Genomic DNA, 12,915 nt, shown 5'->3' on the forward strand with positions numbered 1-12,915 from the left:
TTTCTGGAAACCGTCCATCCCTATGACACGCTCGGTGCCGATGACATGGCGCGTGTCGCGAGCCAGTTTCACCGTCAGGAATTCCCCGCCGGGGCAGAGATTTACCACATCGGCGAAATGCTCGCCGGGATTTACCTTGTCAAACGCGGCTCGGTGGAGGTGCTGGAACAGTCGGGCGGGCTTGTCTCGCTGCTCGGCCCGCGCAACTCGTTCGGGGAGCGTGGATTGATGCGCGACGGCCTGGCCGTCACCTCTGCGCGCACCACCGAAAACACCGTGACCCTGATGCTGCCGAAGCCGGAGTTTCAGCGCTTGATCGCCGGCATCCCCGCCTTCGCGCGGTATTTCAGCCGCGGCCGGGCAGGGGAGGCGCGGCGTGCCGATCTCGCGACGCAGAAGGTTGCCGATCTGATGGCGCGTGACCCGATCACGATTGGCCCCGAGGCGAGCATCCAGACTGCCGCCGCTGCGATGCGTGATGCCCATGTCTCCAGCCTTGGCATTGTGCAGGATGGCCAGTTTCAAGGCATTGTCACCACCCGCGATCTGACCGGCAAGGTACTGGCGACCGGGCTCGACCCGTCCCGACCCGTCGCCAGCGTGATGACCCGCGATCCGGTGACGCTTTCCCCGGACGATCTCGGCTCTGACATTCTGCATATCATGCTGGAGCGCCGGATTGGGCATTTGCCGGTGGTGCAGGGGAAAACCTTGGTCGGCATGGTGACGCAAACTGATCTGACCCGGTTTCAAGCAGTGTCCTCTGCCAGCCTCGTGCGCGATGCGGCAATGGCGGAAACCGTGGCGGATATGGCCGCGGTGACCGGGCGCATCCCGGCCCTTCTGGCACAGCTTGTCGGCTCCAAAAGCCCGCATGAGGTGGTGACGCGGTTGATCACAGATATTGCCGATACCGTCACCCGTCGCCTGCTGAAACTGGCAGAGGCGACGCTCGGCCCGCCGCCGGTCCCGTACCTCTGGCTCGCATGCGGATCGCAAGGGCGGCAGGAGCAGACCGGCGTGTCCGATCAGGACAATTGCCTGATGCTGGATGACCGCGTGACAGCGGCAGACATGCCTTATTTCGCTGCGCTGGCGAAGTTTGTCAGCGACGGGTTGGATGCGGCGGGCTATTTCTATTGCCCCGGCGACATGATGGCGACCAATCCGGAATGGTGCCAGCCTGTGCGGGTTTGGCGCGACTATTTCCGCAAATGGGTCGCGGCACCGGACCCGAAGGCGCAAATGCTGGCAAGCGTGATGTTCGACCTGCGCCCCATCGGCGGTGCCGCCAGCCTGTTCCGCGATTTGCAGGCCGAAACGCTGGAACTGGCGGCGCGCAACTCGATCTTTGTTGCGCATATGGTCGCCAACAGCCTGAAACACGCGCCACCCCTTGGCCTGCTGCGCGGCTTTGCCACCATCCGCTCCGGTGAGAACAAGAACCAGATTGACCTGAAACACTCCGGCGTCGTGCCTGTCACCGACCTTGGCCGCGTCTATGCGCTGATCGGCAAGCTGCCCGCCGTCAACACCCGCGCGCGCCTGCTGCGGGCGGCGGAGGCGGGCGTCATCTCCCCCTCCGGCGCGCGGGATCTGGTGGAGGCGTATGACCTCATCGCCGAAATCCGGTTGGAAAACCAGACCCGGCAAATCCGGGCCGGGCGCAAACCCGACAACTTCATGGCACCCTCCGATCTGTCGGACTTTGAACGCTCGCATCTGCGCGATGCGTTCGTCGTGGTGCGCACCATGCAATCCGCCATCGGCCAGGCCCGTGGTGTCCGTTCGTGAAAGACCCCGCCCGATGCTGATGGATATGATCGCCACTATCGCCGCCGGTGCCGCCTGTGCAAGCGTGGTTATCGTGCTGCGCCACCTGACGCGCGGACGCTTTCCGAAATGGGCATTGCCGGCCTCCATCGGGCTTGGAATGTTGCTGTTCTCGATCTGGAACGAATACACTTGGTACGCCCGCACCACGGCAGCACTTCCGGCGCAGGTGGTCATCCTGTCTGCGCCGACCGACAAGGTGCTTTACCGGCCGTGGAGCTATCTGTTTCCGGTCGCGACGCGGTTTGCGGCCTTTGACCGCCCCGGCATGAAAATCAGCGAGGCGAACCCGGCGATCCGCCGCGGTGATGTGCTGCTTGTGCAACGCTGGGTTCCGACACGCCGCGTGTCGCTTGCCTTTGATTGCGCCGGCAACCGCCGCGCCGATCTGGTGGAGGGGGCAGAGGTTGCACCGGATGGCACCCTGACCGGGGGCCAATGGACGGATGTGGGTGCGGATGATGAATTGCAAAGGGCTGCCTGTCAGGAAGGGTGAATGATGCCGACTGATGAAAGCAAGAAATACACGGTTCTGGTGGTGGAGGATGAAGACAACATCGCCCTCGCGCTTGATTATCTGCTGACGCGCGAAGGCTATGCCCATGACCGCGTGGCAAACGGGGCCGATGCGCTACCGCGCATCCGCGATCTGCGCCCCGATCTGGTGCTGCTCGATGTGATGCTGCCGGAAATGTCGGGGTATGAGATTTGTCAGGCGATGCGGCTTGACCCGGCACTTGCGGCGATCCGGATCCTGATGATGACGGCACGCGGTTCCGCGATCGAGCGGAAAAAGGGGTTGGCACTCGGGGCCGATGGCTTCATCTCCAAACCCTTCGAACTTGCGGAATTGCGCGCAGAGGTGCGCCGGCTGCTGGAGGATTAAGTTACGCGAGCGGCACGCATGAAGGGAAGCAATGCAGCACGGGGGGGGCAGATGAACCAGGACAAAACAACCGGACTTGCGCGCCTGAGCCTTCGGATACGGGTCTTTTTGTTCTTTGCAGCCCTCGCACTGGGTGCGGTGCTTTTGCTCTCTGCGGGTCTGGTGCAGGGTTACGCGCGCCTTGGCGCGCCGGAAACGCTCAACGCCTTTGTGCAGGCCGGATTGATCGGCGGTTTCGGCGTGCTGGGGCTCACGGCGGCGGTTTGGTATCTGTTCGACATCAATGTTTCCAAACCCATCGACCTTCTGGCTGGTGCGCTGCGCGCCCGCGCCCATGCCGATGTTTCCGCCGCGATTGATGCGACCCCAGCGCGCTATCTCGGCGATCTGGCACCCGCCGCGCAAGCGACGGCACTGACACTGCGGGAAACCCGCGGCGCACTGGCCGAAGCGGTGGCGCGCGAAACCAGGCGGCTGATGGCGGAAAAGGACCGGCTGGCCGCACTCCTGTCGGATGTGCCGGTCGGGGTGGTGCTTTGCTCGGGCGATCATCAGCTTGTGTTCTACAACGGCACCGCTGTCACGCTGATCGGGGCGGCGGCAAAAGGGGTGGCACCGGGGCTGAACCGCAAGCTGTTCGATTACCTGCGCGAAGGCCCGATCCGCCACGCCTATCGCCGGCTGATCGAGGCAGAGGATGCCGACGCCGCCTCTGATCTTCTGTGCGCGACACGGGCAGGCGGTGAAATCCTTGCCGCGCGGATGCGGCTGCTGCCCGGCGATACGCAGGCCGCACCCGGCTATGTGCTGACGCTGCGGGATGTTACCGCCGATCTGGCGCTGCAAGCGAGGCGGGAGGCGCTGCTGGCCGAGGTGCTGGACCGCGTGCGCCGACCTGCCGCCAATCTGCGCGCCTTGCTTGCGGTGATGCCCAGCGATGCGCCAACGCCGCCCGCGCTTGACCAAGCCTTGCGCCAGGAGGCGGAAGGCTTGAGCCGCGCGGTGATCGACTTCGCCCGCCAACAAGAGGATGGCCATGCGGAGACCATTCCGCGCACGCCGATGCGGCTGGCGGACCTGACCGATGGTCTGCGCGCAAGGCTGGAAGGCCGGGGGGTGACGCTGACCGCGCAAGACGCACCCTTGTTGCTGCGCGGCGACGGGTTTGAGGTGGTGGCGCTCCTGGCGCATGTAGCGGGGCGCGTGGCAGAACTGTTCGGTCTTGAGTCGCTGCGGATCGCGGTAGAGGAGGACGGCAGCACCGCCCTGATGCGCCTGTGCTGGCAAGGCCCGGCGCTGCGTGTGGCGCAGTTGGAAAGCTGGCTCGACGCGCCGCTGGACGACGATGTTCCGGGCATTGCCGCCCGCTATGTCCTGACCCGCCACGCGACAGAAATCTGGCCGGAAACGCTGGCGGAAGGCAATCAGGCGGTCTGTCTGCCCCTGCACATCACCCGCCGCGCAGGACCAAGGCCGAAACCGATCGCGCGCGCTGTGGTCTATGATTTCGACCTGCTCGGGAAGGCCCGCAACGCAGCGGTGGCAGAGGCCGATCTGGCGGGTCTGACCTATGTGGTCTTTGATACCGAAACCACCGGGCTTTTGCCTGCACAAGATGATGAGGTGGTGCAGATCGCCGCCGTTCGCATCGTCAACGGCAAACGGGTTGAAGGGGAGGTGTTCGACACGCTGGTCAATCCCGGACGGTCGATCCCCGCATCATCGACTGCTGTGCACGGCATTACCGAAGCGATGGTGGTCGGTGCACCGGATATCGCCGAAGTCGGACGCGCTTTTCACAAATTTGCCGAGGGCGCGGTGCTGATCGCACACAATGCACCGTTTGACATGGAATTCCTGCGCCGCAAGGAAGCGGTGATCGGCGCGCGGTTCGACAACCCGATTCTTGACACCGTTCTGCTGTCCGCGGTGGTCTTTGGTCAGCATGAAGTCCATAGCCTCGACGCGTTGACCCACCGTCTTGGCATCACGATCCCCGAGGAAGCCCGCCATACTGCCATCGGCGATTCCGTCGCCACAGCGGATGCCTTCCTGAAGCTGCTGCCAATGCTTCAGGGTCAGGGGCTTACGACTTTCGGCACCGTCCTGACCGAACTGCGACGCCACGGACGGCTTCTCAAGGATTTGAACTGAAGCGCTGCCAGATGGCCGGGGCGGGGGGCTTTCCGCCCCCCCTTGGCCTTGCGGCCAATTCCCCCCCGAGGATATTTTTGCAGAGAAGACGTTGGCAAAAGGGCATATTTTAATAATTCGTCAACCATCCTTCCTCAGAACAGGAAGTGCGGTACAGGCTGGGAAGCCGATGATCGCCAGAGGAGACGGCACCCTGCGGCTGGAGCAATCCCCCGACAGGGTGCCTGACTCACTGAGCACTTCGCAGAACCTTTGAGTTTCGCCTGTGGCATCGAGAGGGGACCGGGATGCTTGGAGCGCAAATGATGTCTTCTCTGCAAAAACATCCTCGGGGGGGAATTCGGCTCAAGCCGAAGGGGGGGCGGAAAGCCCCCGCGACCGCTATCATGCAGCGAACGGATCGGCGAGATACCCCACTCCGCTCAGGTAAAGCCCTTGTGGCGGGCAGACGGGGCCACAGGCGGCGCGATCTGCGGCGTTCAGCGCCTGACGGATCTGATCCGGCGCCCAGCTTCCGGCACCGACCCGTTCCAGCGATCCGACGATGGAGCGGACCTGATTGTGCAGGAAGGACCGCGCACAAAGGGTGAAGCGGTATTCTTGACCACCGGGGTAGTCCAACACCTCGATCCCGATCTCGTCGAGTGTCTTGATGGCGGAAGCAGCTTGGCACATGCTGGACCGGAACGTCGTGAAATCGTGCAACCCGATCAGATGCCGCGCGCCCTCGCGCATCGCGTCCGCATCAAGCCGGTGTCCGACTTGCCAGACCAGGCCCGCGTCATGGGTAACGGCGGCGCGGCGGCTGACCAGGCGGAATATGTAGCGCCGTTCCACCGCCGAAAACCGGGCGTGAAAGCTGTCTGCGACTTCGGCACAGGCCACGACTGCCACCGGCAGCGGCCGAATATGCGCGTTGATCGCCCCGGCGAGGCGGAACGGATCCCAAATCTTTACCAAATCGCAATGTGCGACCTGGCCCAGTGCGTGTACCCCCGCATCGGTACGCCCGGCGGCGGCAATCGTGTGCGGTCCCGGTTCCAGCCGTCCCAACGCGGCTTCCACAGCGCCCTGCACCGTCGGTTGTCCCGCGGCCTGACGTTGCCAGCCGTTGAACGGCCCCCCGTGGTATTCGATTTTCAGCGCATAACGTGGCATGCCTCCGGTTACCGCGTGGGTATGGCGCCTGACAAGCCCTGTTGCGCTTTGCCCCTTTGATCTGCGGGCATCTCGTGCCTATCTATCGCAAAGAGGGTGAAAACAGGTGTTGCGTGCTGGGTGGTTTGAAGGATGGCATTGGCCGAAGCGTTGAAACTGCGGTTTCCGGTGTGTCGGAGGCGCTGCTCGAACCGGTGATCCGCCTTGGCGTCACCGGGCTTTCGCGTGCAGGCAAGACCGTATTCATCACCAGCCTTGTTGCCAATCTGCTCGATCGCGGCCGGATGCCGCAATTCAGCGCGGCGGGCCGGATTGAGGCGGCGTTCCTGCAACCGCAACCCGATGACACCTTGCCGCGCTTTGACTATGAAACCCATCTTGCCGCCCTGACCGGTGCCAATCCGCATTGGCCGGACAGCACCCGTGCGATATCGGAACTGCGGCTGTCGCTGCGGGTGCGGCCTTCAGGGTTCTTCGGTGGCCTGATCGGCGGTTTCACCGGCCCGCGCACGGTCCATCTCGACATCATCGACTATCCCGGCGAATGGTTGCTCGATCTGGCGCTTCTGGGCAAAAGCTATGCCGACTGGTCGGAGGCGACGCTGGAGCGGATTGCGCATCGGCCGGAGGCGGCGGATTTCATGGCGATGGCGCGTGCCGAAGATGGTGCCCTGCGGTTGGAGGAGCCACGGGCGCAGGCGCTTTCTGCCCGGTTCACCGAATATCTGCAAGCCGCGCGTATCGCGGGTTGGTCGGATTGTACGCCGGGGCGCTTCCTGCTGCCCGGCGATCTGGCGGGCAGCCCGGTGCTGACCTTCGCGCCCTTGCCGAAACCCGGCCAAACCCCGCGTGGCAGCCTGTGGCGCGAGATGGAGCGGCGGTTCGAGGCCTATAAATCCCGCGTCATCAAGCCGTTCTTCCGCGATCATTTCGCCCGCATCGACCGGCAGGTCGTGTTGATGGATGTGCTTGGCGCAATCCATGCCGGGCCGATGGCGCTGGAGGATATGCGCCGCACGATGGCAGAAATTCTTGGTGCCTTTCGCCCCGGCCAAAACGGCTTTCTCAGGTCGCTCCTGCTGGGAAAACGAGTCGATAAAATCCTGTTCGCAGCCACCAAGGCCGATCATCTGCACCACACCCAACACCCCCGCCTGACCGCGATCACCGAGGCGCTGCTGCGGGAGGCGCGGGACCGCGCCGCATTTGCAGGTGCCGAAACCCGTGCGATGTCGCTGGCCGCATTGCGCGCCACGGTGGAGGAAACCCGCGAGCATGATGGCCAGACGCTGGACCTCGTGCGTGGCACGCTGGAAAACGGCAAACAGGCCGCGATGTTTGCTGGGCATCTGCCCGAGGATCCGAACCATCTGATCGGTCCCGCCCGCAAGGGGGAGGCGGCATGGCTCGATGCTGACTATTCCATCATGGCCTTTGCGCCTGCCAAACTGACCCTGCGCCCCGGCGAAGGGCCGCCGCATATCCGGCTTGACCGTGCCGCCGAGTTCTTGCTCGGCGACCGGTTGGGCTGACGGAAAGGAGCGACCATGGCCAAACCCGTCCTGATTGATCTGGAAGACACAGCAGCGCAAACCCCGTCGGACGCGCCGCCGGTGCCTGATCTGGGACTGCCGGAAGGCCGGGCAGTGACGGCGGCAGCGGCGGTGATGGCCACCCCTGCCTCCGGTCTTGCGCGTCTCGCGATCTGGGTGCTTGGCGCGCTGTTCAGCTTCATGATCTCGGTCGCGATCTATGATTTCGTCACGGGGTTGCTGGCACGCAATTCGGTGCTCGGCTGGGCCGCGTTTGGCTTGACCGGGCTTGCCGTGCTGGTGTTGGTCGCACTTGCGCTGCGTGAGGCGTTGGGGTTCTACCGGCTGGGACGGTTGGATCATCTGCGGGCGGAAGCGGTGGAGGCGCGGGTTTCGGCGCAATTGAAAGGGGCGGCGAAGGTCACGGATCATCTGACCGGGCTTTACCACCACCGCGCCGACCTGCGCTGGGGCATGGCGAGGTTGGCGGAGCGGCGGGCGGAGGTGCTGGATGCCGATGCCTTGCTGAACCTGACCGAAGTTGAATTGCTTGGCCCCCTCGATCTGGCCGCGCGGGCGGAGATCGAGGCCGCCGCCCGTCGCGTCGCCATGGTGACCGCGCTGGTGCCTTTGGCCTTGGCCGATGTGGCGGTGGCGCTGTTCTCCAACCTCTCGATGATCCGCAAGGTCGCGGCGCTGTATGGCGGGCGTTCGGGCACGCTTGGCAGCCTGAAACTCTTGCGCCGCGTGTTCACTTATCTGCTGGCTACCGGGGCGTTGGCCTTGGGCGATGATCTGATTGGCTCCGTTGCGGGCGGCGGGATACTCAGCAAACTTTCGCGGCGTTTCGGCGAAGGCGTGGTCAATGGCGCGTTGACTGCACGGGTTGGCATCGCGGCGATGGAATTGTGTCGCCCGATGCCCTTTGTGGCTTTGCCACGCCCGAAAGTGACGAATGTGATCAGCCGCGCGCTGGCGGGTGTGTTCGACGGCTTTCCCGGTAAATCGGGCGGCGGGACCGTGTGAAGGGTCGGTTTTAGGTATTTAGGCCAAGATGAAATGCGCGCGTAGGGAACGCTTCGCCCGCCAGAGGTGGGATCAACTCCCCCGCGACAAGGCGCGACAGGATGCGCGGCAGTGGCCATGTCAGCGACAAGGGCGCCAGCGCCCAATCGCGCAGAGCAGGCAAGACGCGGCTATCGGACTGATATTGCGGGGTGAATGCCGCGCTCATCCCTTGGTAGATCCGCACATGCCAGCGTCGCATCCGGGCGCAGGTTGCCAACGCCTGCTCGAGCGGGCCGCGTTGCAGCGCGAGGGACAGCGCCAGGGCATCGAGCAAGGCCATGTTCGCGCCTTGGCCGAGTTGCGGGCTGGCGCGGTGGGCGGCGTCGCCGATGAAGGCGAGGCGATCTGCGTAGGGGCGGCGCAGGTTGCCGTGGGTGTAGCTTGCCGGCGTCATCTGGGCGGTGGTGACAATCTCTGCAAGAAAGGGGTGCATTTCGGGCCAGAGTGTCGCGGCCTGCTGCTTCCATTCGGTTGCGTCACGGCTTGGCCACTGCGCCAGTTCATCGCGCCGCATTGACCAGAAAAGCGCGGCTTGCGGCCCGATGCGCCCCGGCACCTGGCCCAAGGGCATGACGCCGATCATGTGACGGGCCTTGAAATAGCGTTGCGACAGTTGATCGGCGGGCAGCGTCGTGGCATCGGGCCAGGGCACCGTCCCCCAGATCGCCCCATAGGGCAGGGGCCGCGCGCGCAACGGCGACAGCGCCGACCCGGCCCCACTGGCGTCGATCACCAGATCGAACGGCCCTTCAACCCGCCCATCCGCCATTTGCAATTTGCGCTTTGCACCGGCCATCGGGGCGGCGGCCACCAGGGAGGACGGCACCACCGCCACCCCCAAGCGCCCTGCCGCCGCCAGAAGTGCGCCATGCAAAGCGGCGCGGTGGATGGTCAAGCCCTGCAACTCCTTGCGCCCCTCGCGGTCATAACTCACATCCAGAACCCGCCGCCCGCGCGTCACCTCCCGCCCGAGCATCCGCGCGATATGCTGGCCCATGGCCCGCGCCTCTGCGCCTGCATCGCACAGGTCCAGCACCGCAAGGCCGACGGGTTGGATCACCAGACCGGAACCTACGGCGCGCGGCGCATCGAACTGGTCATAAAGCGCCACCTCAAGCCCCGCCTTGGCCAGCAGCGCCGCCACCGCCAAGCCGCCGATTCCCGCCCCTGCAATCGCCACCCGCATCCGCACCCTCATTTGCTGCACGCCGTCACTGGACCATGGCGCTGCGCCCGCGTATAACCCGCCTCATGCGACAGATATACGCGAGAATTGCACGAATTAGCCGCCCGGTGATCTGAACACTTCAGACGCCGGGATGCCCTTCGCCGCCCCCCGCGCGGCCCGATCTTGCCTGTCCCCCTCCATTTTGATCCGTAAGGAACCGCCCCGATGTGCGCCGATACGCCCGACTACCGTGATACCGTCTTTCTGCCTGAAACCGAGTTTCCGATGCGCGCGGGCCTGCCTGCGCGGGAACCCGAATGGCTGGCACATTGGGAAAACATCGGCGTCTATGACCGCCTTCGCGACAAGACCGCGCGTGCGCCCTTCACGCTGCACGATGGCCCCCCCTATGCCAACGGCCATTTGCACATCGGCCACGCGCTGAACAAAACCATCAAGGATATCATCGTGCGCAGCCATCAGATGATGGGCTATGACGCGCGCTATGTGCCGGGTTGGGATTGCCACGGCCTGCCGATCGAATGGAAGATCGAGGAGCAATACCGCAAGAAGGGTCTGGACAAGGACGCGGTGAATATCGTTGATTTCCGTCAGGAATGCCGCAGTTTCGCCGCCGGTTGGGTCGATATCCAGCGCGAGGAATTCAAGCGCCTTGGCGTCACGGGGAATTGGGCCGACCCCTATCTGACGATGGATTACCACGCGGAATCGGTGATCGCGGCGGAGTTTATGAAGTTCTTGATGAACGGCTCGCTGTATCAAGGCTCAAAACCCGTGATGTGGTCGCCGGTGGAGAAAACCGCTTTGGCTGAGGCGGAGGTGGAGTATCACGACCATACCAGCCACACGATCTGGGTGCGGTTTCCGGTGGTCGGCGAGCAAATTCAAAGTGACCAAGCTATTGTGGGTTCGCTTGATGATTCAACGTTCTCAGGGCTTTTCCCAAGCAGAGATCCCAAAAATCCAGATAGCGCGATTGACCAATATGTCGAAAGTGTGCGGTCTCTGGAGACTGCTCAAGTTGTTATTTGGACTACAACCCCATGGACGATTCCGCAAAACCGGGCGGTTTGTTTCGGGCCAGACATTCGCTATGGGCTTTTTGAAGTAAAGCGTGAACTGGAGAACACTCAACCCAAGGATATCGAGCGATTGATTGTGGCGAACGAGTTAGCCGCGTCTGTTTTTGCCGCCGCCAAGCTGGACGAAGGAATGGTTGCGCGCTTGCGCGATGTATCCGCCGATGAACTCGCCGCCCTGACCCTCGCCCACCCCTTCCGCGGTATTGACGGCGCAAACGGCGAATGGGACTATGACGTCCCCATGCTCCCCGGCGATCATGTCACCGATGATGCAGGCACCGGGTTTGTTCATACCGCGCCGAGCCACGGCGACGACGACTATCAGATCGGCCTGAAATTCGGCTTGCCGATGACCTATAATGTCGAACCCGACGGCTCCTATCGCAAAGACCTGCCGCTGTTCGGCGGTGAGGCGATCTTGACCCAAGAGGGCAAGGAAGGCCCGGCCAATGTCTCGGTCATCAAGCAACTGGCCTATGCCGGAAAGCTGCTGGCCAAGGGCAAGGTCAAACATTCCTACCCGCATTCATGGCGCTCCAAAGCGCCGCTGATCTTCCGCAACACGCCGCAATGGTTTGTTGCCATTGATAAAAAGCTGGATGACGGTCTGGGCCAGAACGGCGACACCATCCGCAGCCGCGCGCTGACCTCTATCGACAAGCTGGTGAAATGGTGGCCGCAGTCCGGCCGCAACCGCCTGCATTCGATGATCGAGGCGCGGCCCGATTGGGTGCTGTCACGCCAACGCGCTTGGGGCGTGCCGCTGACCTGTTTCATCAAAAAGGGCGCGAAACCGACCGATGCGGATTTCCTTTTGCGTGACCCAAAAGTCAACCAACGCATCGCCGATGCGTTTGAGGTAGACGGGGCTGATGTTTGGTATGTGCAAGGCTTCAAGGAAAAAACCCTTGCAGGCCTGCATGACCCAGACGCGTATGATCAGATTTTTGATGTTCTGGATGTGTGGTTTGACTCAGGCTCCACCCATGCGTTCGTGCTGCGTGACCGCCCGGATGGCACTGCAGACGGCATTGCCGATGTCTATATGGAAGGCACCGACCAGCATCGCGGCTGGTTCCATTCCTCGCTGTTGCAGGCCTGCGGCACGCTCGGCCGCGCGCCTTATCGCAATGTGGTGACGCATGGTTTTACGCTGGATGAAAAGGGCATGAAAATGTCCAAATCCATCGGCAATACGGTGGTGCCGCAAGAGATCATCAAGGAATACGGCGCCGATATCCTGCGGCTTTGGGTGGCGCAAACCGATTACACGGTTGACCAGCGCATCGGCAAGGAAATCCTGAAAGGCACCGCTGACAGCTATCGCCGCTTGCGCAACACCATGCGCTTCATGCTCGGCAACCTTGCCGGTTTCACCGATGCCGAGCGGGTGGAACGCGAAGATATGCCGGAGCTGGAGCAATGGGTGCTGCACCGTTTGGCCGAACTCGATGCCGAAGTGCGCAAGGGCTATGCGACTTTCGACTTCCAGGGCGTGTTCCAAAAGGTGTTCACCTTTGCCACCACAGACCTTTCCGCCGTGTTCTTTGACGTGCGCAAAGACGCGCTTTATTGCGACCCGGCTGACAGCCTGCGCCGCCGTGCCGCCCGCACCGTGCTGGACCTTTTGTTCCACCGCCTGACGACATGGCTTGCCCCGGTTCTGGTCTTCACGATGGAGGATGTCTGGCTGTCGCGTTTCCCCGGCGCGCAAAGCTCGGTGCATCTGCAAGACATGCCCGGCACGCCGGAAGGCTGGCTCAACCCCGATCTGGCGGCGAAATGGGTCGGCATCCGCGCTGCCCGCCGCGCCACGATTGCGGCTTTGGAGGTGCAGCGCACGGCCAAGGTGATCGGTGCCAGTCTGGAAGCGGCTCCGGTGGTGCATATTGAGGATGAGGCGCTGCTCGCGGCGCTGAAATCGGTCAATTTCGCCGAAATCAGCATCACCTCGGCGGTGCAACTGACGGGTGATCCTGCCCCTGCCGAAGCGTTCCGCCTGCCCGAAGTGCC

Annotated in this window: 9 protein-coding genes; 7 read left to right on the forward strand and 2 right to left on the reverse strand. The window is 63.3% G+C overall.

The genetic code is table 11. From position 1 onward, the window contains the following. From L0H65_RS05845 to L0H65_RS05860, 4 genes are all read left to right on the forward strand, one after another. Positions 1-1,794 (forward strand): DUF294 nucleotidyltransferase-like domain-containing protein (locus L0H65_RS05845; protein WP_301457900.1); only part of this gene is annotated, 1,794 nt, incomplete at its 5' end. A 13-nt stretch (positions 1,795-1,807) separates the two neighbouring features. After that, positions 1,808-2,329, forward strand: coding sequence for a hypothetical protein (locus tag L0H65_RS05850; protein ID WP_301457901.1), 522 nt, complete (start codon positions 1,808-1,810; stop codon positions 2,327-2,329). Continuing rightward, positions 2,330-2,719 carry a response regulator transcription factor gene (locus L0H65_RS05855; RefSeq protein WP_301457902.1) on the forward strand — a complete coding sequence of 130 codons (390 nt, stop codon included), beginning with the start codon at positions 2,330-2,332 and terminating at the stop codon, positions 2,717-2,719. It begins immediately after the preceding gene. 51 nt (positions 2,720-2,770) lie between these two features. Further along, a complete protein-coding gene (locus L0H65_RS05860) occupies positions 2,771-4,873 on the forward strand; it encodes an exonuclease domain-containing protein (RefSeq protein ID WP_301457903.1) in 2,103 nt (700 codons plus the stop codon). Between the two features lie 384 nt (positions 4,874-5,257). On the opposite strand, the gene truA is transcribed toward L0H65_RS05860, so the two are convergent. Next, positions 5,258-6,031: a tRNA pseudouridine(38-40) synthase TruA gene (gene truA / locus L0H65_RS05865; RefSeq protein WP_301457904.1), complete on the reverse strand. Its 774-nt coding sequence runs from the start codon at positions 6,029-6,031 to the stop codon at positions 5,258-5,260. A gap of 113 nt (positions 6,032-6,144) precedes the next feature. Here truA and L0H65_RS05870 point away from each other — a divergent pair, with 113 nt between their 5' ends. Continuing rightward, positions 6,145-7,563: a YcjX family protein gene (locus tag L0H65_RS05870; protein WP_301457905.1), complete on the forward strand. Its 1,419-nt coding sequence runs from the start codon at positions 6,145-6,147 to the stop codon at positions 7,561-7,563. A 15-nt stretch (positions 7,564-7,578) separates the two neighbouring features. Then, positions 7,579-8,589 (forward strand): YcjF family protein, encoded by a 1,011-nt coding sequence (locus L0H65_RS05875; protein ID WP_301457906.1) that lies wholly within the window; start codon positions 7,579-7,581, stop codon positions 8,587-8,589. A gap of 10 nt (positions 8,590-8,599) precedes the next feature. Here the strand turns inward: L0H65_RS05875 and L0H65_RS05880 are convergent, their stop codons facing one another. Then, complete coding sequence (locus tag L0H65_RS05880; protein WP_301457907.1) at positions 8,600-9,817, reverse strand: NAD(P)/FAD-dependent oxidoreductase; 1,218 nt, start codon at positions 9,815-9,817, stop codon at positions 8,600-8,602. 207 nt (positions 9,818-10,024) lie between these two features. On the opposite strand from L0H65_RS05880, the gene ileS reads away from it, so the two are divergent. After that, the coding region (gene ileS / locus L0H65_RS05885) for an isoleucine--tRNA ligase (protein WP_301457908.1) at positions 10,025-12,915 on the forward strand (2,891 nt) is incomplete at its 3' end.

This window comes from Pseudorhodobacter sp., from assembly GCF_030452865.1.
GTDB lineage: Bacteria > Pseudomonadota > Alphaproteobacteria > Rhodobacterales > Rhodobacteraceae > Pseudorhodobacter.

What these genes read in the sequence shown, in the direction of transcription:
- L0H65_RS05875 (WP_301457906.1), top strand. Translation starts at nt 7,579, where the DNA reads ATGGCCAAACCCGTCCTGATTGATCTGGAAGACACAGCAGCGCAAACC.
- L0H65_RS05880 (WP_301457907.1), bottom strand. Translation starts at nt 9,817, where the DNA reads ATGCGGGTGGCGATTGCAGGGGCGGGAATCGGCGGCTTGGCGGTGGCG.
- L0H65_RS05855 (WP_301457902.1), top strand. Translation starts at nt 2,330, where the DNA reads ATGATGCCGACTGATGAAAGCAAGAAATACACGGTTCTGGTGGTGGAG.
- L0H65_RS05860 (WP_301457903.1), top strand. Translation starts at nt 2,771, where the DNA reads ATGAACCAGGACAAAACAACCGGACTTGCGCGCCTGAGCCTTCGGATA.
- L0H65_RS05850 (WP_301457901.1), top strand. Translation starts at nt 1,808, where the DNA reads ATGCTGATGGATATGATCGCCACTATCGCCGCCGGTGCCGCCTGTGCA.
- truA (WP_301457904.1), bottom strand. Translation starts at nt 6,031, where the DNA reads ATGCCACGTTATGCGCTGAAAATCGAATACCACGGGGGGCCGTTCAAC.